Origin of the sequence: Pseudomonas sp. PS02303 (assembly GCF_029959925.1) — a bacterium.
GTDB classification, from domain to species: domain Bacteria; phylum Pseudomonadota; class Gammaproteobacteria; order Pseudomonadales; family Pseudomonadaceae; genus Aquipseudomonas; species Aquipseudomonas mandelii.
This window is the reverse complement of record NZ_JASCOM010000042.1, coordinates 16253-37033: the sequence shown is the minus strand read 5'-3', so window position 1 is coordinate 37033 and position 20781 is coordinate 16253. Positions and strand designations below refer to the sequence as shown.

The window sequence follows — 20781 nt, the reverse complement described above, 5'->3', positions numbered from 1 at the left end:
CTGCTCGCGATTGCGGTCTTTCATTCAGCATTGATATCGACTGAACCACCGCAATCGCGAGCAGGCTCACTCCCACAGGGATCTGTGTGTATCCATGCACCTGCTGCGTTGAAATTATTGAGTCCGAACCAAGGAACCCGTATGAGCCTGTCACTCCTGAGCCGCTACGCCTTCTTTGCTGCCTGTGTGATTTTCACCCTCGCCAGCCTGCCTTTCCTGGAACACGACTGGCTCTGGCCAATCACCGCCGTGACGGGCGTCCTGAGTTTGGTGGGCCTGTTCGACCTGCTGCAAAGCCCTCACGCGGTGCGGCGCAACTACCCGATCCTGGGCAACATTCGTTATCTGGTGGAGGGTATTCGCCCGGAGATCCGGCAATACCTGCTCGAATCCGACAGCGACGCCCTGCCCTTCTCCCGAGCCCAGCGCTCGCTGGTCTATTCCCGGGCCAAGAATGAAAGCGCCGACAAACCCTTCGGCACGCTGATCGATGTGTACCAATCGGGTTTCGAATTCATCGGCCACTCGATGCGACCCGCGCCGTTGAGCGACCCGAGCAATTTCCGCGTCATCGTCGGCGGCCCACAGTGCACTCAGCCGTACTCGGCCTCGGTGTTCAACATCTCGGCCATGAGCTTCGGCTCGCTCAGCGCCAACGCCATTCGTGCGTTGAACCAGGGTGCCAAACTCGGCAACTTCGCCCATGACACCGGCGAAGGCAGCATCAGTGCGTATCACCGGGAAAACGGCGGCGACCTGACCTGGGAACTGGGCAGCGGCTACTTCGGCTGTCGCACTGCCGATGGCCGCTTCGACCCGGAACGCTTCGCCGCCCAGGCGCAAACGCCGCAAGTGCGGATGATCGAAATCAAGATGTCGCAAGGGGCCAAACCCGGGCATGGCGGCATCCTGCCCAAGCACAAAGTCACCAAGGAAATCGCCGAAACCCGCGGCATCCTGATGGGCGAAGATTGCATCTCGCCGTCGCGGCACAGTGCGTTTTCCACGCCGATCGAACTGATGCAGTTCATCCAGCAGTTGCGTGAATTGTCCGGCGGCAAACCGGTGGGCTTCAAGTTCTGCCTCGGTCACCCGTGGGAATTCATGGGCATTGCCAAGGCCATGCTGGAAACCGGCATTCTCCCGGACTTCATCGTGGTCGACGGCAAGGAAGGCGGCACCGGCGCCGCGCCCGTGGAGTTCACCGACCACATCGGCGTGCCGATGCGCGAAGGCCTGCTGTTCGTGCACAACACGCTGGTGGGCCTGAACCTGCGGGACAAAATCAAACTCGGTGCCAGCGGCAAGATCGTCAGTGCCTTCGACATCGCCAGCGTCCTGGCCATCGGCGCCGACTGGGCCAACTCGGCGCGTGGCTTCATGTTCGCCATCGGCTGCATCCAGTCGCAAAGCTGCCACACCAACAAATGCCCGACCGGCGTCGCCACCCAGGACACCCTGCGCCAGCGTGCGCTGGTGGTCCCGGACAAGGCCCAGCGGGTCTACAACTTCCACCGCAACACACTCAAGGCCCTGGCGGAAATGCTCGCGGCGGCCGGCCTCGATCATCCTTCACAGCTGTCGGCCAAACACCTGGTGCGGCGCATGTCGGCCACCGAGATCAAGTTGTTCTCGCAGTTGCATGTTTTCTTGAAGCCGGGGGAATTGCTCACCGGTGAGGTGAATGGCGAGTTTTACTCGCGGATGTGGCAGATGGCGCGGGCGGACAGTTTTGAGCCTAATGAGGTGGTTGCTGCGTAAAGATCGCTCTGCATGCCAGCCTTACGGACAGGCTGGCATCAGCGACACGTTCACGCTTCGCGCTCGCCATACAGGACAAATCTCGAGAAGAAAAACCCGCAAACCAGACTCAACAGCGAGAACGACCCTACGGTCATCAGCCCGTGGATTTTCCAGACATCAGCGTAATGTCCGACAACGAAACTCATGCCCCCCATGAAAAACACATACAGCAGATAACGAAGTACCGCCCCCCCGGCCTCAAACGTGTAGAGCGCATGCACATAGAATGAGAACGTCGCGGCCACACAAAACGCCGAAAAATTACTGACGGCCTGACTAAGCTCGGCCGCAGTGGACAGTACATAAAATAGCTGCCAATGGATAAGCGTATTGGCCACTCCAATGACTGTGTAGGTAGAAAATTCTTTCCATAAAGCTTTCATGTCCGATCCTTGACCCATTCCCGTTTCAGGCGCCGTTCAAACCTAAAGTCGAGGACAGGTGCCCGTCTACTGTAAGAACTAACAGGTAGCGCGGCATTCCAGACCAATGGTCACGGGGTTCACCACTGGAGAAAGCGGACCCGGGCGGGTTCTTTCATGACAATAAAGCCGTAGTCCCCCAACAGATAAATCCGATAAAACAGACTGTCCACCAGCGGTGGATACCCCTGATAACCCACCAGCGTCGCGTTACGCCGTTCCTTTTCCCTGACCACATTAGTGATGCCTGTTTTCGGCAGATTTTCCGCGAGCATGTAGAAGTCGATGTTCAACAAGTAATGCAAAACCGGCATCTGCTTGAACGACCCGGCGGCCCCCACCAGCCAGTGATCGGAGTACGTCACCGACATATAAATGCGCTTGGCTTCGCGCAACGCCGGGCGCGAAGCAATGTCGGCACTCAAGGCGTACAGCGCATTCGTCGCGAAGGTTTTTTGTAACGTCAGCACCCGTCCATACGCGAAGGAAAGTGAAAGCATCGCCAACAATGGGACCAGCAACAGCAGCGGCAGCTTTCCGTGCACCGACGCCAGCGCCAGATGGCTCAGGTAGAACAGCAATACGAGCACGACAGCAAAGCCCATCAAGGTTCGGGCGCCTTCATTGAAGTCGCGGAAAAACAATGAGACGCCCGGCACCAGCACCATCAGGACGGGCAAGATCAACAGGCACAGCAGGCCGATCATGGTTTTGTTCAGCCCAGTACCGGCACGCTCCAGCACGCGCTGTCCCACGCGCACGGCACCGAACAGGGCGCACAGCGACAGCGCGGCGAATACCCAGGCAAAGCCGCCATGGAACAGCAGCACGATTTTTTCCAGCACCCAGCCCGCGCTGGTTTCTATTTGCTGCAACGGCGCCGCTGCCCCGTTCAACAATGAGGTGCGCTTCTGAGTCATGAAGGAATAGGCGGTGGCGTAATAGATCAACCCTGCCAGACCCACCTGTACAACTTTGCAGCCGATCAATCGCCACCACGCAGGCCATGCCAATGGGTCGTCCGTGCGCCGCAGCAACTCCATACAACACAGACCGAGAAACACATTAAAGCTGACCTGATAAAGCCCGATGGCCAAGGCGATCAGCGCGGCCGGTATCAGCAGGTGCTGAACGCGAGAAGGGCTTTGGAAGGTGATCGCGTAGATCACCGCCACCAGGCTGAGCGCCATGCTCGGTCCGTCGTATTGGTACGACAGGTTTTGCAGGAAGAACGGGTTGTACCAAAGCGGCAGCACCACCAGGCAATGGGCGAACGTCGGTTCGGGGAAATAGTGAAACGTCAGCCGGGTCAGGGCCCAGCTCATCGCCAGCGTGGCGATCAACAGCGGCAGCGGGAAGATGTTCGGCGCGGCGCCGCTGAAGGTCAGCAGGTTGTAGAACCACTGCGCGAACAGCCGGCCGTCCTCCGCCCAGCCGGTACCCGCGGCCAGGGCACGCCAGTTGTCATCGATGTAGGGATAATCCGCGAGGATCAGCGGCAGGATGTACACCAGCGTCGCGAAAAGAAACAACAACCAGACTTGGCGGCCGGTGAGTTCTTTGTCGAGCCATTCGCAGATCTGCATGCCGGCGCCTCAAGGGAATTCCGCCTTCAATCAATAAAGCTTTGAACCTCGACGGTCGTCAGAGATCGCCGACCTGCGTGTCTTTTAGACAGGCGGTTGTCGCCTCGGCAGTGCACAGAGACACTCCGTAATATCCGCACTTTGCAATTGCCGCCGAATCCCTGCACCCTGCGCGCCGCCAATGTGCAGCGCGCAACCTTTTGTGTCGCCGGCGCTCCTACTTCAAACCCCGTTCCAGAGCCCGCAGCCATGACGACTGAACGCGATCACCGGATCGACTTTTTCCGAGGCCTGGCGCTGATCTTCATTTTCTGGGATCACGTGCCCCACAACCCGCTGGGTCAAATCACTCTGCGTAACGTCGGCTTCAGCGATGCCGCCGAAGTCTTCGTGTTTCTCGCCGGTTACGCGGCGGTCCTGGCCTACGGCAAGATCCTGGCCCGCGACGGTTACCTGATTGCCTGCGTGAAAATCCTGCGCCGCGCCTGGGTGCTGTATGTGGTGCATATTTTCCTGCTGGCGATGCTGATGGGCATCGTGTTCTTCGCCAACAGCCATGTGGAGACCCGAGATCTGGTGGAGGAGATGGGCATGCACCACTTCATCAGCAATCCGCAGCAAGCCTTGATCGATGAGTTGCTGTTGCGCTTCAAACCGAACCTGATGGACCCATTGCCGCTCTACATCGTGCTGCTGGCCGGTTTGCCGCTGGTGCTGCCGATATTTGTGCGCAAACCATGGGTGGTGGTGGCGATGTCGTTTGCGGTGTACCTGACGGTGCCGTTGTTCGGCTGGAATCTGGCGGCCATCAAGGACGGCGTGTGGTACTTCAACCCCGTCGCCTGGCAACTGTTGTTCGTACTCGGCGGTGCCGCTGCGATTCACACGCAGCGCCCACGCTTGCCCGACAGGCGCCCGTTGCTGCGCCAGCCATTGTTTGTGAGTGCGGCGTTATACGCAGGCGTCGCCGGTGTACTGACCGTATTGTGGCGGTGGCCGCAACTGCATGATGCGATGGTTCCGACCAGCCTGAGCAATCTGTTGTACCCGATCAGCAAGACCGACCTGTCGCCGGTGCGACTGCTGCACTTCCTGGCGCTGGCGTATGTCACGGCGAAACTGTTGCCGGACACTGGCTGGACGCAGAACTGGCTGGCCCGGCAATGCAGTCGCATGGGCCGTTATTCGCTGGAAGTGTTCTGCCTCGGGGTGTTGCTCGCGCCGCTGGCAGACATGATCAATGCCCTGACCGACGATGCGTTTGCCATGCAAATCTTCACCGCGCTGGTGGGTGCAGGATTGATGGGGTTGTTGGGGGTTTGGCTGGATTTCAACAAGCGCCTGACCGCACCGATTCAACCGGTCGCCGTCCGTTAAGAAACACCGCACCTTTGTGGCGAGCCAGCTCGCTCGCCACCGGAGATTTCGTCAGCCAATAAAAGGCCCCGGCCAATGGACCGGGGCTTTTGCGTTTCAGGCGTTACGACTTACGCAGCCGAACGCACCGCACCTTGCGACACATTGGTCGGTTGCAGCTTGAACACGTAGAACAACACCGTCAGCAGCACCAGGAACGCCGGGCCGACGTACAGCGCCACGCGGGTTTCCGGGAAGTAAGCCATCAGGCCGACCACCAACATCAGGAACGCCAGCGCCAGGTACGAGCTGACCGGGTACAGCCACATCTTGTATTTCAGACCGGCACGTTCGCTGGCACTCAGGCCTTTGCGGAATTTGAGCTGGGCCAGCAGGATCATCACCCAGGTCCAGATCGCGCCGAAAGTGGCAATCGCCGTCACCCAGACGAAGACTTTTTCCGGGACCATGTAGTTGAGCAGCACGCCCAGCAACAGCACGAAGATCGACAACAGCAACGCGCGACGGGGCACGCCGTTGCTCGATGTGGTGGCAAAACCGGCCGGGGCCTGGCCATTCTGCGCCAGGCTGTAAAGCATGCGCCCGGTGCTGAAGATGCCACCATTGCAGGACGACAGCGCCGCGGTGATTACCACGAAGTTGATGATGCCGGCCGCGGTCTTGATCCCCAGGCGCTCGAACGTCATCACGAACGGACTGCCCTGGGTGCCGATTTCGTTCCACGGGTAGATCGACAGGATCACGAACAACGCACCGACGTAGAACAGCAGAATCCGCCAGAACACCGAGCCGATCGCGTTGGGAATGGTCTTCTGCGGGTTCTTCGCTTCACCGGCGGTCAGGCCGATCATCTCGACACCGAGGTAGGCGAACATCACCATCTGCAGCGACATCAATACGCCTTGCACGCCGTTGGGCATGAAGCCGCCGTGGGCCCAGAGATTGGAAATCCCCAGCGCCACGCCGTCATTGCCGAAACCGAACGCGATCACGCCGATACCGCCGATCACCATCGCAATGATGGTGACGATCTTGATCAGGGCGAACCAGAACTCGAATTCACCGAAGGCTTTCACCGCGATCAGGTTGATCGAACCCATGCTGATCAACGCGGCGAGTGCCCAGATCCAGCGCGGCACATCGGGGAACCAGACGCCCATGTACACCGCCACGGCGGTGATTTCCGCGACACAGGTCACCAGCCACAGGAACCAGTAATTCCAGCCTGTCAGGAAGCCCGCCAAGGGGCCGAGGTAGTCTTGAGCGTAACGGCTGAAGGAGCCGGCGACCGGGTTGTGCACGGCCATCTCACCGAGGGCGCGCATGATCACCAGGATCGCCAGACCGCCGATGATGTAGGACAGCATGATGGCGGGGCCGGCCATTTCGATGGCCTTGGCCGAACCGAGGAACAGACCGACGCCGATACACGCTCCGAGCGCCATCAAGCGGATATGCCGTTCGCCGAGTTCGCGTTTAAGCGGGCCGCCCTGAGCGGTCTCGCCATGGGGCAGATGATTGCCGACTGGCATAGGGGTACAACCTCGTCTTGTTATTGGATATGACCACCGAGTAACAAAGCGCTGACCGGTAAGCCATTGCTTCTGAGAAACCGGGCCTGCTTCGTGAGCAAACCCGTCTTGCAGGACAACACCGGCAAGATCAGCGGGGCGTGCAGTATAAAAAGCTTCGAACAGGGTTTTTCACTCTATAAACCACAACATTCAGCCAGAACTCTCGGGAAAAGCCCGGTTAGCGGAGGGGCATTACCTGACTTTTGTAGGATCTTTCACCAACTGAAACGCCGCCGAGTATTGCACAGCATTGGTGCATCGTCATGCCCCTGGCCGGGCCTTATTTGCTATTCGACGTGTCTAGGAAGGGCATTTCAGGCAGGCACTACCTGTGGCGAGGGAGCTTGCTCCCGCTCGGCTGCGCAGCAGTCGCAAAACCTTTGATCGCGGTTCTACTAAAAGACCGAGATGGCAAATTCGGGTCTGCTCCGCAGCCCAGCGGGAGCAAGCTCCCTCGCCACAGGGAATGGGGAATATTTGAGATCTGTGCGTCCACAATTTCTTCACCATCGCCAACCACCGACTAAGCTTCAGACAAGTCAGATCAATCTGCGTGAATGGATCAGTCGACTATGGGCGCGTTATGGCAAACCGATACGAGTAAAACTGTGGTCCCGACTGAACGTGTGGATGAAGCGCCTATTCCTGAAAAACCCCCTGGCAGTCGCACAAAGCATGGCTGGGGGGCGTTTTGGTTGTTGCTGATTATTATCCTGATTGTCCTGGGGCTTGCCGCTGCCAAGGAAATGCGTACCTCGAAGTTTCAATCCCGCGAGGTCAGCAAATTCGCCGCCTCCCTGAGTTACGAAATGAAACCCGGCCCCAGCGACGCGATTCGCTATCCAGGCGCAGGCCCTTTCGACTTGCGTCTGGGCTACAGCTCGCTGGGTGAGTTTCTGCCGCGATTGCTCAAGCGTGACTACGTCATTGCGTCGCAAACCCGCTTCTCTGAAAAGCTGATGAACTACACCGACAAGGGCTTTTTCGTGCCTTACGCGGAGAAAATACAGGCTGGACTGTCGATCACCGATTGCCGTGCGGCACCGCTGTACCAGTACAAATACCCCCAACAGCTGTATTCAAGCTTTGAGTCGATTCCGCCCGTGGTGGTCAGCAGCCTGCTGTTTATTGAAAACCGCTTTTTGCTCGATCCTCGTCAGCCCCTGGCCAACCCCGCCGTGGACTGGCCACGGTTCGGCATGGCGATCTGGTCCCAGGTTGCCAAGCTGCTGCATATACCAGGGCAGTCGGCGGGCGGCAGTACGCTGGCGACGCAACTGGAGAAATACCGGCACTCGCCCGATGGCCTGACGGTGTCAGGCGCGGAAAAGATCCGACAGATGATTTCCGCCACCGTGCGTGCTTATCAAGCGGGTCCGGAAACCTTGCAGGTCCGGCAAAATGTGGTGCGCGATTACCTCAATAGCGTGCCGCTGTCGGCGGTACCGGGACACGGTGAAGTGCATGGCATGGCCGAAGGGTTGCGCGTCTGGTACGGCGCCGACTTCAACAAGGCCAACGAACGGCTGGCCAGCACCGACACGGACCCCAAGAGCATGGCCGAAAAAGGCCTGGCGCTGCGTGAAATGCTCTCGCTGATGATCGCCCAGCGCCGCCCTTCTCACTACCTGACCAAGGGTCATGATGAACTGGCCGACCTCACCGACAGCCACATCCGCCTGCTGGCGGCGAATGGCGTGATCGACGCACCCTTCGCCGCCGCCGCCCTGGCCAGCCAGGTGACCTACCGCGACTGGCAGACCCAGCCGACCATCCAGCCGATTGAAACCAACAAAGGCATCAGCGTGGCGCGCAGCCGTCTGGGCGGGTTGCTCAATCGTCCGCTGTACGATCTCGACCGCCTCGACCTTTCCGCCACCAGCACCCTGCAAGGTGAATTGCAAAGCCAGGCTACCGAGTATCTCAAGCGCCTGGCCGACCCGGCGTTCGCCACACAAATCGGACTGATGGGCGAACGCTTGCTCACCCCCACCAGCACCACTCAGGTGCGCTACAGCTTCACATTGTTTGAGCTGACACCGGACGGCGCGCGTGTGCGGGTACAGACCGACAGCACCGACCAGCCGTTCGACATCAATGAAGGCAGCAAGCTGGAACTGGGCTCTACCGCGAAAATGCGCGTGCTCACCACCTACCTGCAAATCATGGCCGAGCTGCACGATAAATATGCCGAAATGACCGTCCCGGAACTGAAGAAAGTCGACATCCCCGATCAGGATCGCCTGAGTCGCTGGGCCATCGACTACCTGATTGAGAACAAGGACCGCAACCTGCCGGCCATGCTCGGTGCCGCGCTGGATCGTAAATATTCGGCCAGCCCCGGCGAAGCGTTTTTCACCGGCGGCGGGCTGCACACCTTCGTCAACTTCCGCAAGGAAGACAACGGTCGCATTCCGACCCTGCGTGATGCGTTGCGTGAGTCGATCAACCTGCCGTTCATTCGCCTGATGCGTGACCTGGTGCGCTACACCACGTACTCCGGCCCCAACAACAGCGCCGAATTGCTCAAGGACGATCGCGACCCGCGGCGTCAGGAATACCTGGCCAGTTTCGCCGACCGCGAAGGGACTTCGTTCCTGCTCAAGTTCTGGAAGAAATACAAAAACAAGGACACCCAGGCGCGGCTCGACACCTTCCTGGACAGCATGCGTCCGACGCCGATTCGCCTGGCGGCGGTGCACCGCTATTTGCTGCCCCAGGCCAGCCAGGAAAGCTTCAATGCCTTCGTGCGCGCGCACCTCAAAGGCGCCAAGCTCACCGAAAAACTCACCGACGAACGCCTGCAACGGCTCTACGAAAATTACAGCCCCGGCGCCTACGACTTGCCGGATCAGGGTTTCATCGCCAAGGTTCACCCGCTGGACCTGTGGCTCATGGGCTACCTTCTGAACAACCCGGATGCCAAGTGGAGCCAGATCGTCAAAGCCAGCCAGTTCGAGCGTCAGGAAGTCTACAGCTGGCTGTTCAAGAGTCGTCACAAGGGCGCCCGCGACAGCCGTATTCGCACCATGCTGGAAATCGAAGCGTTCCTGGACATTCATCAGCGCTGGCAGAAAGTCGGTTACCCGTTCGATCACCTGGTACCGTCGCTGGCCACCGCCATCGGCAGTTCCGGCGATCGCCCGGCCGCCTTGGGCGAGTTGATCGGCACCATCCTCAACGATGGTGTGCGCATGCCGACATTGCGCATCGACACCCTGCACTTCGCGGCGAACACCCCGTATGAAACCAAACTGATCAATGACCCAGACGCCGGCAAACGAGTGATGCCGTCCGAAGTGGCCACGGCCATGCGCGAGGCGTTGTCGCAGGTTGTGGATGCCGGTACGGCCAAACGGGTGTCCGGCAGTTTCATCACCCCCGATGGCAAACCCCTAGCGATGGGCGGCAAGACCGGGACCGGGGATAACCGCATCGAAGCCATTGGTTCCGGCGGGCGGATCCTGAGTTCGAAGTCGATCAACCGCACCGCCACTTTCGTGTTCTATATCGGTGACAGCCACTTCGGTACGTTGACCGCCTTCGTGCCCGGGCGCACCGCCGAGGCCTTCAAGTTCACCTCGGCGCTGCCCGTGCAAGTGCTCAAAGGCATGGCACCGATTCTCACGCCCTATCTGCAACCGGGTGCGCATACACAATGCCTGCCGGTGGAGGTCGCACGGCGCTGAAAAAAGGCGGTAATTACCTATTTTCGGCATTGGTAATTCCAATGTTTATGGGCGGCTGACACTGATTAAGCAGCGGTAATTCAGGCTTTTACTTTGAGCCTCGGGCGTTAGGCTGGTCATTCCACTTAACGCTCAAGGTTTATTAAAAGCATGACTGACTTACACGGACGTATATCAGCGCGACCGACACGGGGGGCGGATGACAATAAAGGTCGCCACTACGATTTCATCAAAAGCCGTATCCACCCCACGTTCAAGGACGCGTCACTGCGACGGATCCGGGAACTGAGCCTCACGCAAACGGCTTCAGGGTATTGGGTACAGAACACCAAGGGTTTCGATCACTCCCCGCTACAACACGCCAACCTCAACCTCTGGTCCGCTCAAAACACTGTCGACCGGGTCATGGACAAGGTCCAAGGCGTTTACGAATTCGCCGAACCGTTGCTGACCAGGGCGTTGCTGGAACAGTTCGGTGTCGACGTCGATGTAAAGACCACTTACCTGCACCTTTATCTACCCAAACAGCTCCCCTGGTATGCCAGCAACCTCAACGGCGTGGTGACCCGCACCGTTTCGCTGCTGGACGCGGCCCTGCATAACTTCGCGAGCCACGAAACCTGCGAGGCGGACTCGAACTTCATCAGCCAGCCCGATGCCCGCGGGCATTTCGACACCCTGGCGATCAAACGCAAAATGTCCATCGCCCAGTTCCAGACCCTGTGTCGCACGCTGGACATTGGCGCGCGCTACACGAAATACCTCGAAGAACAATTGCGGCCCAGGGATGGCCTCGCCCAAGTGGTTTTGAAACACAAGATCATCGAGAACGAGAAAGCCGCGTTTAAAGCCGCCGCCAGGCTGGCCGTCCTGAAGGGCGACATCGACGCCGATGCCGGTGACCTGATCCTGATGATGCTCGATGGCCAGCGCAACCTCACCCGCAAAGGCCGAATCATGCAGTTCGCCAAACTGTCCATGCTCGACAGCCTGCTGACCGGCATCGTCTTGATTACGCCGGATCTGAACCGGGTCCATAAGGTAGTGCCGATCTTCGCGTATGTCCCACAAGACCCCGAGCACCCGCTGAAAGAGTACCCCTCGACCCTCGCGCTGATGAAAGAGCTGACGCGTCAGCTGCGCGACAACGCTGTCATCTCCTCCACCGGCATGACCTACCAGCAATTCTTCAGCCGGTTCGTCGATCAATCCGATCGGGGGCATTTTTTCGGCGGGCTGCAACAACGCCTGTTCCAAGTGAAATGGCATCGCAAAGAGCCGCTGGACCAGAGGCCGAGCTGGCGCGAAGAGGCTATCACTGCCCCTCGTCTGCAGTTCAACACCGCACCGATCAGCGGCGAACTCTGGCAGTACCTGTTCGAGCAAAAGCTCAACAAGGTCCTCAATGACGCCCGTCACATCGCCGTGTCCACCGCCGATGCCGATACCCATGCACGATGGGCCTGGTGGGAGAACTTCAAGAAAATCGTCTCGGACATCTTCAACATCGCCCTGATGGTCGTCACGCCGTTCGTGCCCGGACTGGGTCAGCTGATGATGGGCTACATGGCTTATCAGATGGCCAGCGACGCCATCGAAGGCCTCGTCGACATGACCCTGGGACTGTGGACTGAAGCCACCGAACACATTGTCGGCCTGGTCACCGATGTTCTTCAGCTGGAAGCGTTCGCCGCCGGTGCGCAGATCGGTGCGCTGGCACGCCTGAAACTGTCGCCGCTGATCGAAGGCATGAAACCGGTCACCCTGCCCAATGGCGAACCCCGGCTGTGGCACCCCGACCTCAAACCTTATGAATGGCCGGATGTGCAGTTATCGCCGGACTCCAGACCTGACGCGCTGGGGCTGCACGCTCACGAGGGCGAGGCTGTTCTGCCGCTGGATGACAAGCACTACGCCGTGCAAAAGGATCCGCAAACCGGCAACTACCGGGTCAAACACCCGCATCGCGACAATGCTTACCTGCCCGAGTTGAAACACAACGGCCTCGGCGCCTGGACCCATGAAGCCGAGAACCCGCGAGCCTGGAATCGTCCGACGTTGATGCGCCGTCTCGGCCACACCGTGGAGGGCTTCAGCGACACGGAACTCGAAGCCGTTCGCATCGCCAGCGGTACCGACGACGGTGCGCTGCGCCGGATGTACGTCGACAACACGGCCCCGCCACCGTTACTCGATGACAGCCTCACCCGCTTGAACATCCAGCGCCAGACCCGCCAGGCCATCGAGCGAATTCGTTCAGGCCAGCCTCTGGATCCCTCCTCCTACTGGTTTGAACCGCTGGCGACTTACCTGGACGGCTGGCCCGCGGACAAAGCCCTGAAGGTCTACGAAAACGCCGACATGAGCGGCCGGTTCCGCCAGTACGGCAATGCCGATGCGACGGCCGAACAGACCCTGCCCACCAGTTTGTCCAACCTCATGAGCGAGCAATTTGCGCCAGACCTTGTCGAGTTTCTCAACGAAGAAGAACTGCACGCCGTGCTCGGTCGGTCCACCGCCCAACGCGAACGGGTGCAAGCCTTGCGCAATCGACTGGCGGACGAAGCCGAACGGCTGACCCCAGACATCATCAATCAGCTTTACCAAGGGGCCCAGGCGTTCGACGATCCGCCGCTGCGACTCATGCGCCACACCTTTCCCGAGTTGCCGTCCCGTGCCGCCGCGACGCTGCTGAACACCACCGACGCTGCCGACCTCAAGCGCATGACCCAAACGCAACGACTGCCCTTGAGCCTCAAGAGCCGCGCCCGTGAGGCGGCCTTCGAAGCCCGGACCAACCACGCCTATGAAGGCTTCCAGGACGGCGCGCAGTGGGTGGCGCAAACCGAAAGCCTGGTGCTGAACGCCTTGAGGATTCATACCGACACGTTCGCGCAATTGCGCATCGAGGTTCGTGAAGGCAACGATGCCGGTCCCTTGCGTAGCCGTGTAGGGGCCGAAGACGCGTCGATGGTCCGGGTGCTGGTCAAGGACGATGGCAACCGGTTCGAAGTCTGGGACGGTGACAACCGAAAACTGCACGACGCCACTGACTTTTACGAAGCCGTTCTCAACGCCCTGCCGAAAAACAAACTGGCGCAGTTGGGTTATCGGCCAGGCCAGGGGGGGTTCTTCAAGCAATGGGTGATGGCCAAGACCGAGACACCGGCGCAGCGCCGCACGGCGCTCGCCGCCCCGCCGATCCGTCCGCTGGCTGACCATGAAGACATGATCCTGTTGCGCGGTCCCGGCTTCTCCACAGTAGCCCCCACGCTCACCCAACGGGTGCAGGACATTTACCCTCACTTCAACGACCGCGAGGTCAATACCTTCGTTCGATCCCTCGGTTCGCAGGAGCAAGGGCACCAGACACTGACCCGACTGGACCGCGAACTGGACGACCTGCGAGTGCTGTTGAATCGCTGGCGCTACCAGCAGCCGGATAGCTGGGGTCCGGATCAGCGCGGGTTCGTCAACAGTGGCGGGTTGCACATTGCCGAACGCTTTATCGACTGTTTCAAACGCAAGCCCACGGTTTTTGGTGAACGCAGCATCACGGCCGACGGCGGGTATGCGCTGGACCTGTCCACAGAATTCCAGGTGCTCGACCTCGAACGCTGGTGGAAGGAACTGCCGGATATCAAACACTACCTCGATCAGATCAGCACCTTGAATCTGGACCGCACGACCTTTTCCGAAACTACCTCCGGCCTCTTGGGCGCCTTCCCTCATCTGCGACAACTGAGCGCCCGTAGCTGCGGCCTGACGCGACTTCCCGACACCATCGGCAAGATGCACCACCTGCGCACGTTGCGACTGATGAACAACGACATCACGTTGACCCCCTCCGCTGTCGAGCAACTGCGAAATCTGACCCGCCTGGAAACCCTCAGGCTCGATGACAACGCGAAGCTGGGCCTGCTCCCGGACGTCGGACGCATGCCCAGGCTGAGAATCCTGAGCTTGAGCAACACGGGCGCCACCACCTGGCCCGACGGCCTGTTCGGGCCCTCCAACAAACGTCGACCGCGCGGCTTCTTTCTGGATATGCAGGAGAACCCGATCAGGGTCATTCCGAAAGTCGTGCCCGGCTCGGAAGATGCCTTCCTCCTGGCCCGGACCCGCTTGTACGAAGAGCAGCTCTCGGACGCCAACCTGATCACCTTCAAGGCGTATCGACGGTCAGTCGGCCTCGCGCCCGAGCAGGTCTACATCGACGCGGCGCGTGACGCGATAGAACTGTGGCCGATGCAAGACGATTCGGTCTGGTGGAGTGCCGAGGTCTCAGGGCTGGGGACCTTCCGCGAGGAAGCCTGGCACGAATTGATGACCGAGCCCGGCGCCAAGGATTTCTTTGCATTGATCCAGAAGCAGACCCGTTCGGCCGATTACAAGGCCGGTGGTGAATTGCGCCAACAACTCAGCAGCCGGGTATGGCGCATGATTGAAGCCATCGACCTGGACACCGAGCTGCGCAAGGATCTGTTCGAAATGGCCAGGGCGCCTACCACCTGTGCCGATGCCGGGGCCCAGGTGTTCAACCACATGGGTATCAAGGTGCTCGCCTCCGAAGCCTATGCCTTGTCGACGTCCAACGCCGTGCTTGAAAGCAAACTGGTGAACCTGGCCAGAGGTGCCGCTCGCCTCGCGCGCGTGGATGACATTGCCCGTGCCGATTTCGGCAGCCGCCCGGGCAATCCGGATGAGGTCGAGGTGTACCTTGCCTACGAAACCGGCCTGGCTCAACGCCTCGGTTTACCGTGGCAATCGGAGACGATGCTGTTTCGCACCATCGCCGGTGTGAACACCAAAACCATCGACACCGCCTTCGAGACGGTGATGTCGATGGAGGCCGGCGATGGGTTGGTCAACGACATGATCGAACAGCCGTTCTGGCAGAAATACCTGCAGGACACCTATCCGAACGAGTTCCGGCGCAATACCCGGTTTTACGAAACCAAGAGCGACTTGCTCGATGAGTTACGCGAAGTCCAACACACCTGGGCCAGTTCCAAGGGCCAGCAAATTGCACAACGACGCGCCCTCAAACAGCGTCTGCAAGACCTCGCCCGGCGCCTGAATATCGATGACAGTGTGGTGTTGACGGACCAGGACATGACCGATGAGGTTTACGGCCAATTGCTGCACGACATGGGTTACGAAGAAAAAGAGCTGAGCAGAAAACTCACCCGCGCAGCGCTGCAAAAAGACGCACAGCCGTAATCGGCAACCCCTGATGCATCGGGTGATGTATCAGGGGTCACGCTTAACCCACTTCCGAATCCCAAACCACCGTGACAGTGCCCGAGTACGTTCTGGCGACACCGGGCTTGATCATTTCCTCGACCTCATCCTGCGCAATCTCGAAGTGCAACGTGCCCGGTTTGCGATCGACATAAAAGCGCGGCTGGAACAGCTCGGTACCACTGCCGTCGCGCCGTAACAGCCGACGGCTGACCGGTTGATCGGTGGCATCCACCAAGCCATTGGGCAGGGTCACGCTGACGTCGAGCGGCACGACATGGCCTGAAGCCGGGTCGCGCACCGAGCAGCGGTTGCCATCGGTGCTGTACTGGCAGTCCAGGCTCATCTTGAAGCGACTCGATGAAGACACATTGAACGTCTGATCACGAAACAGCCGTGTGGGCTTGCGCCCTTGGGTCAGCCAGGCTTGCCAGCCGCCCTGCGGAACCAGTTCAACGCGATTGCCACCGGGTGGAATCTCGACCTTGAGGGTGTGCCGAACATCCAGAGAGAAGTTGAGGGTCAGTTGGTTGTCACTGGGGATCATGACATCGCCCATGTCGAAGTCCTGACGCGGACCGACGGTGTACGGCATGGTGCCGGTGTATTTGCCCGTCTTCATGGTCAGGGGGTTAGGCGTGCGCAGCTCATAAGCGAACACGAAGTACAGGTAGCGAAAGGAAAGCGGAATATCGAACCTCGCCGTCTTGCTGCACACGCCCACTCCTCTGGCGACTCGCCAGAAACTGTTGTAGCCCGAGGGCCCTGCCGAGTGCCAACCCACACTTGAACAGGGTATAGGCGCATAGGCCCAACCGCCACCTACCCACAAGTCATCCCACCAACCTCCTCCGGTCAGTTCAGTGACAGGGCGGGGAATTGCGGCTTCGTGCCCGATCCCGCCGATACGAATGGAAAGCACCTCGGTATCACCCGACTCGTGGGTGACCACCACCTCTCTCCAGTCCGAGGGAACGCGGGCCATTCCTCCTTGCCGCGGGTCCGCATGGTTGGCCAGGATTGGCGCATTCGCCGTGAAGGAAATAGGCGCAATAAGGCTGAACAGCTTATAGGGCGCACAGGCCTGTGGAATCTGCCGGCAAAAACCTTCGGACGGGGTCATGTTGACGAACACGTTATTATTCGGATTCGAGGAATCCGGCTCGAATACCGCTTCGATGTCCATCACTGCGGCCTGTATGGGCAGGGCAAACACCGCACACAGCAGGCTGGCCGATGCAGCCCCCTTCAACGTCCGGGCTGATCGCTTATTCAATAAATTCATCATTTGGGCAACACCGCGTTGAAGACCATGTTGACGCTTCCAAAATAGTTGCCGGGTTTGTAAACCCCATCGGCGGGTGGCACAGGCAGCACTTCCAGTAAAACCCGCTTGCCCTGCGCGGCGTCGACCAGCGAAACCACCTCGCGGCTTTCCCCCTCGCTCAACAACTTTTCGTTGAACAGCACGCGCAACCCGATGTCATGGGCCTGCGTCCCGTTAGACAAGTAAGGCCGGCCCTCAAGGCGGGCTTCGATGGAGCCGGCTTCGCTCTTCACATCGAAATACTTGCGCAAGCCGCCCAGGGTCGAGGTCGTCAGATTCCATGGCAATGACTGTTCGCGGTGAATCCAGCCGGGGTCTGCGGGAATGACGTAGAACGCCTGGCTCGGGATCGTCACGAATACTTCAAAGTGCTGCACTTCGCGGGCCGCGAACGCACCATGGCAGGCCATCGCCGACACCATCAGGACCGTCAGTTGTCTGAACATAGTCATCAGCCCTTCACATCGAGTTTCTTGCGGCTTTCGCCTTCAACCAGGGTGAAGCGGTACTCGCGGCCAGCCTGTTTCTCGAACTCGAAATGGCGGCCGGCCAGAACATGATGCTTGGTGGTCGGCTGGCAGTCCTGGTCGTTCTTGACCGAGCAATCCTTGAACTCATCGATCACCACCACGGTGTTGCCGGTATTGCGAATCCGGTACCTGGCCGCCTCGTTTTCGATCACGCTGGCGTAACGCGGGTCCTTGGGGCGAACGAAAAACACCGCGCCATACCCGGCCAGCACCGTGACCCCGGCGGACAGGGCTTTCCTGTACTGCTCACGCTCCTCGCCGGAGACGGCGAATTCGTCTTCCTTCTCGGGCACCACCGGTATGAAACGCACACGAAAATAGCGCTCTTTGTCGCGCTCGCCCATGTACAGCAACCGCGTGCCCTGCATGCCACTGGCGGGCACGATCAGTCGCGCCGGGCTGGCCATCAAGCCATCCCGGGAATTGCCCTCGGCATTGGATTTGAGCGGCACCTCCCGCGACTTGCCATCGGCGTCGTAGAGGATTTCAAGGATGTTGACCTTGACGAAAGCGGTGCTGTCGCCGCCGTTATAGACGCGTTTCAAAAAGGTACTTTTGTCGCCGTCCAGGTAGTCGTAGACCGTGCCGATATTGATGTTCGGCCCGGCGTGTGCCGTCTGGGTGAACAAACAAAAACCAATCAGTGCCAACCGACGTTTCATCGTCATTTACCTCATAAAAAAATGCGGGGTGCCGGGCATCAGCCTGCCGTCGGCGTCTCAAGCGTCAGGTCCGCCAGCGTGTCCGGCGTGCAACGCAAATCACCAATCATCAGCACGTTGTTTTCCGTGTGGCCACGGCTCGGGTCGAGGCGGAACTGGCACAGCAACTGGTTGCCGTGGCGCACTTCCAGGGTCGGTGAACCGGCGTTCATTTCCATGGAGAAGAAGCCGTCCACCTCACTGACCCCGCGACTGGCGTGGTTGATGATGTGATGGCCCTTGAGCGGGTTGCCCTGGGGGTCGATCAGGCGACCGAGGACAGTGAGGGTTCGCATCACGCGAATCTGGCGATAGTCCACGCCACCCTTGTTCAGGTGATAACTGGAACGGGCCGGCTGGATGGTCGCGGCAGGCACGTGATTGCCTTCGAAATCGAAACTGACGGAGCTGCTTTTGTAAGCCGTGATCGGCACAAAATTGCGTCCTGGCTTGAGGACTGCGCTGCCACCGCTCAGATCGTCGGCGCGTAAAGAGATGTCGTCGATGTCTGACTCGACATCGATGATCATGCCCGCGCCATTGCGGTGGTATTGGCTGGTCACGATCATCTTTTGCCCGCCGACCGCCACGGTGCTGTCGAGGTTGAGACCGCCGGTGAGGTCGTTGTTGTAGGACGAGCGCTGGATAAATCCGTCGCCGTTGACCCGGTCCGATTGCATCGTCGCCAGCGCATTCAAACCGAGGCCATAGGTGTCGGTGATGGCCGTGGCGGAAACGCTTTGCAGCAGGTGGTCCTGCAAGTCTTTGCGGTAAGTGATCGAGGCATTGTTATCACGCCCGCCATCGCGATCGGTGCGGGTGCCGATGCTGCCGGAGAGCTGCTCTCCCGGGCCACCCAGCGCCACGCTCACGCTCAGGTCAAGGCCGCGATTTCGATCATTGCCCGAACTGAAGCTGCCCGGCCTGTCGAACAGCGACAGGCGCCAATTGGCGTCGCTGCCGAACAGTTGCGTGCGTTGAGTCCAGCCCAGATCCACGCCGACCCCTTCGGTGTTGCCTTCGCTGTGGGACACCCGGGCATTGACCGAACTTTTGCTGGTGAGGCGATGATTGAGTGACAAGGACGAGTTGCTGGTCTGGCCGATAAATACATTGCGCTGCCGCACGCGCGTGCCGTCGGGCAAGGTGTCGTAGAGCCGGGTGGTGTCGAGCCAGCTGCGGTTATGGCTGGCGACGAGGCTGCCGCTGCCGTAGGAATAAAGCCCCTGCACGTCGAAACCGGTGCCGTAGTCCTGAGTCTTGTAGACGTTGGCGAAGACGCTGGCGTTGTTGACGATGGCCCAATCGACCGACGTGCCATATTGCAGGGTGTCTTTCACTTGCCGACCCGACAGGCCGAGAATCACCCGCGGGTGCAGCAGGAAGTTGAAGGCGGCGCCGGCAGTCATGTCGCCATCGGCCTGCTCATCCCAGTTGCTGAGCATTTTCGATTCACGCCCGGCAAACAGGTTGTAGCGCCAGCGCTCGTCATGATTGCGCCAGTTGTTGGGTTTGTAGACCAGCTCCTGCGTGCTGGAGGTGATCTGGCCGTCTTCGATCAGCCGCACTTCCACTTCATAGATGCCGCCGGGCAATGGCCGCGTATCGAGGGTCTGCAAACCAGCCGGTATCGCCTGAGTATTGATCAGCAAACCGTCGCGATAGATTTCCACCGAGCCCTGGCGATTGGCCGTGACGTAGATCGGGTAGACCGCCGGTTTCGGGTTATTGATGGCCAGGCTGTCGGAGCTGCCGTACATGACGCCGAGCGCGGTGTCAGGGCTGGCGCCGAAGGAGCGCGGCTGGCGCGTCAGGCCTTCCGAGGTGGGCGTGAACAAGCCCAGGCGCAGGAAGTTGCCTTCCAGTTCGCGCTGGGTAAAGAGCTCATGCACGGCGTGATAGAGCTGATTGTCCACACCGCCCAGGCGGGACAACTGCATGTTCACCGCCTGGGTCCAGTTGCCCAGGCTGCTGCTCGCTTCCAGGCCGTATCGACCACCGAGGTCCTGGTTCTGGCCACCATTGAGGTTCAGCTGGTTGCGCACGATCAACCCGGTGCTGCCGTCTTCGGGCTGGTTGTAATAGCGCTGCACCTGATCATCGTGCTCGGCGTTTTCCGTGAGGATCGAGACCAGCGAGTTTTCCAGGCTGTAGTGCACGGCCAGCAGTTGTTCGGGGCAATTGGCCTGGCAGGCGCCCAGCACCACGCCATGTTTGAGGTAGTTGGCCCAGATGTCGCGCTCGCTGGCTTTGATCGTGCTATCGCTGACATCGGTGAATTCAACGAGGGTGATGCGATCGTCGCGGGTCAGCACAACCATCGCCTCACCGAGAAACTGCTGATCAAGTTCCACGCGCACCGCCAGCGGCACATCAAAGAAGTGCTCTTCGAACTCGCTCGGTAATCCCTTGGCTTGCGCAAGCAGACTTCGGGGTGTGTGGCCGTTGTCCGCTGGCGCAGCCAGGGCAGTCGCACAAAAACATAGGGCAAGCGCCGTCGCGATGGGAGTCATCGGGAACATGAACGA

Annotated in this window: 11 protein-coding genes; 4 read left to right on the top strand and 7 right to left on the bottom strand. The window is 59.7% G+C overall.

Going from position 1 to position 20781, the window contains the following annotated elements; genetic code table 11:
- Window positions 1–141: 141 nt before the first annotated feature.
- Complete coding sequence (locus QMX98_RS12865; protein WP_010457746.1) at window positions 142–1761, top strand: FMN-binding glutamate synthase family protein; 1620 nt, start codon at window positions 142–144, stop codon at window positions 1759–1761.
- A gap of 50 nt (window positions 1762–1811) precedes the next feature.
- On the opposite strand, the gene QMX98_RS12860 is transcribed toward QMX98_RS12865, so the two are convergent.
- Both QMX98_RS12860 and QMX98_RS12855 read right to left on the bottom strand, forming a co-directional pair.
- Window positions 1812–2186: a GtrA family protein gene (locus QMX98_RS12860; protein ID WP_282410859.1), complete on the bottom strand. Its 375-nt coding sequence runs from the start codon at window positions 2184–2186 to the stop codon at window positions 1812–1814.
- A gap of 119 nt (window positions 2187–2305) precedes the next feature.
- Window positions 2306–3811, bottom strand: a complete 1506-nt coding sequence (locus QMX98_RS12855) for a glucosyltransferase domain-containing protein (RefSeq protein WP_282410858.1) — start codon at window positions 3809–3811, stop codon at window positions 2306–2308.
- A 249-nt stretch (window positions 3812–4060) separates the two neighbouring features.
- Between QMX98_RS12855 and QMX98_RS12850 the strand changes: the two genes are divergently transcribed.
- The gene (locus QMX98_RS12850) at window positions 4061–5188 is read left to right on the top strand and encodes an OpgC domain-containing protein (protein ID WP_102594184.1); all 1128 of its coding nucleotides are present in this window, start codon (window positions 4061–4063) and stop codon (window positions 5186–5188) included.
- Window positions 5189–5298: 110 nt separating this feature from the next.
- On the opposite strand, the gene QMX98_RS12845 is transcribed toward QMX98_RS12850, so the two are convergent.
- Window positions 5299–6720 carry an amino acid permease gene (locus QMX98_RS12845; protein WP_102594185.1) on the bottom strand — a complete coding sequence of 474 codons (1422 nt, stop codon included), beginning with the start codon at window positions 6718–6720 and terminating at the stop codon, window positions 5299–5301.
- A gap of 614 nt (window positions 6721–7334) precedes the next feature.
- Between QMX98_RS12845 and QMX98_RS12840 the strand changes: the two genes are divergently transcribed.
- Window positions 7335–10451, top strand: coding sequence for a transglycosylase domain-containing protein (locus tag QMX98_RS12840; RefSeq protein ID WP_154501557.1), 3117 nt, complete (start codon window positions 7335–7337; stop codon window positions 10449–10451).
- A 150-nt stretch (window positions 10452–10601) separates the two neighbouring features.
- The gene (locus tag QMX98_RS12835) at window positions 10602–15674 is read left to right on the top strand and encodes an NEL-type E3 ubiquitin ligase domain-containing protein (RefSeq protein ID WP_282410857.1); all 5073 of its coding nucleotides are present in this window, start codon (window positions 10602–10604) and stop codon (window positions 15672–15674) included.
- Between the two features lie 43 nt (window positions 15675–15717).
- On the opposite strand, the gene QMX98_RS12830 is transcribed toward QMX98_RS12835, so the two are convergent.
- The 4 genes from QMX98_RS12830 to QMX98_RS12815 are packed head-to-tail and all read right to left on the bottom strand — an operon-like array spanning window position 15718 to window position 20775.
- A complete protein-coding gene (locus QMX98_RS12830) occupies window positions 15718–16980 on the bottom strand; it encodes a hypothetical protein (protein WP_238547543.1) in 1263 nt (420 codons plus the stop codon).
- The gene (locus QMX98_RS12825; protein WP_042933024.1) at window positions 16980–17468 is read right to left on the bottom strand and encodes a CS1 type fimbrial major subunit; all 489 of its coding nucleotides are present in this window, start codon (window positions 17466–17468) and stop codon (window positions 16980–16982) included. Before QMX98_RS12825 ends, QMX98_RS12830 begins: the two co-directional genes overlap by 1 nt.
- 5 nt (window positions 17469–17473) lie before the next feature.
- Window positions 17474–18214, bottom strand: a complete 741-nt coding sequence (locus tag QMX98_RS12820) for a hypothetical protein (RefSeq protein WP_010457763.1) — start codon at window positions 18212–18214, stop codon at window positions 17474–17476.
- A 38-nt stretch (window positions 18215–18252) separates the two neighbouring features.
- Window positions 18253–20775: a TcfC E-set like domain-containing protein gene (locus QMX98_RS12815; RefSeq protein ID WP_282410856.1), complete on the bottom strand. Its 2523-nt coding sequence runs from the start codon at window positions 20773–20775 to the stop codon at window positions 18253–18255.
- Window positions 20776–20781 lie beyond the last annotated feature (6 nt).

Excerpts from the sequence above, each read along its gene's own strand:
- QMX98_RS12815 (WP_282410856.1), bottom strand. The coding sequence starts at position 20,775 with ATGTTCCCGATGACTCCCATCGCGACGGCGCTTGCCCTATGTTTTTGT.
- QMX98_RS12840 (WP_154501557.1), top strand. The coding sequence starts at position 7,335 with ATGGGCGCGTTATGGCAAACCGATACGAGTAAAACTGTGGTCCCGACT.
- QMX98_RS12845 (WP_102594185.1), bottom strand. The coding sequence starts at position 6,720 with ATGCCAGTCGGCAATCATCTGCCCCATGGCGAGACCGCTCAGGGCGGC.
- QMX98_RS12860 (WP_282410859.1), bottom strand. The coding sequence starts at position 2,186 with ATGAAAGCTTTATGGAAAGAATTTTCTACCTACACAGTCATTGGAGTG.
- QMX98_RS12835 (WP_282410857.1), top strand. The coding sequence starts at position 10,602 with ATGACTGACTTACACGGACGTATATCAGCGCGACCGACACGGGGGGCG.
- QMX98_RS12865 (WP_010457746.1), top strand. The coding sequence starts at position 142 with ATGAGCCTGTCACTCCTGAGCCGCTACGCCTTCTTTGCTGCCTGTGTG.
- QMX98_RS12855 (WP_282410858.1), bottom strand. The coding sequence starts at position 3,811 with ATGCAGATCTGCGAATGGCTCGACAAAGAACTCACCGGCCGCCAAGTC.
- QMX98_RS12830 (WP_238547543.1), bottom strand. The coding sequence starts at position 16,980 with ATGAATTTATTGAATAAGCGATCAGCCCGGACGTTGAAGGGGGCTGCA.
- QMX98_RS12820 (WP_010457763.1), bottom strand. The coding sequence starts at position 18,214 with ATGAAACGTCGGTTGGCACTGATTGGTTTTTGTTTGTTCACCCAGACG.
- QMX98_RS12825 (WP_042933024.1), bottom strand. The coding sequence starts at position 17,468 with ATGTTCAGACAACTGACGGTCCTGATGGTGTCGGCGATGGCCTGCCAT.
- QMX98_RS12850 (WP_102594184.1), top strand. The coding sequence starts at position 4,061 with ATGACGACTGAACGCGATCACCGGATCGACTTTTTCCGAGGCCTGGCG.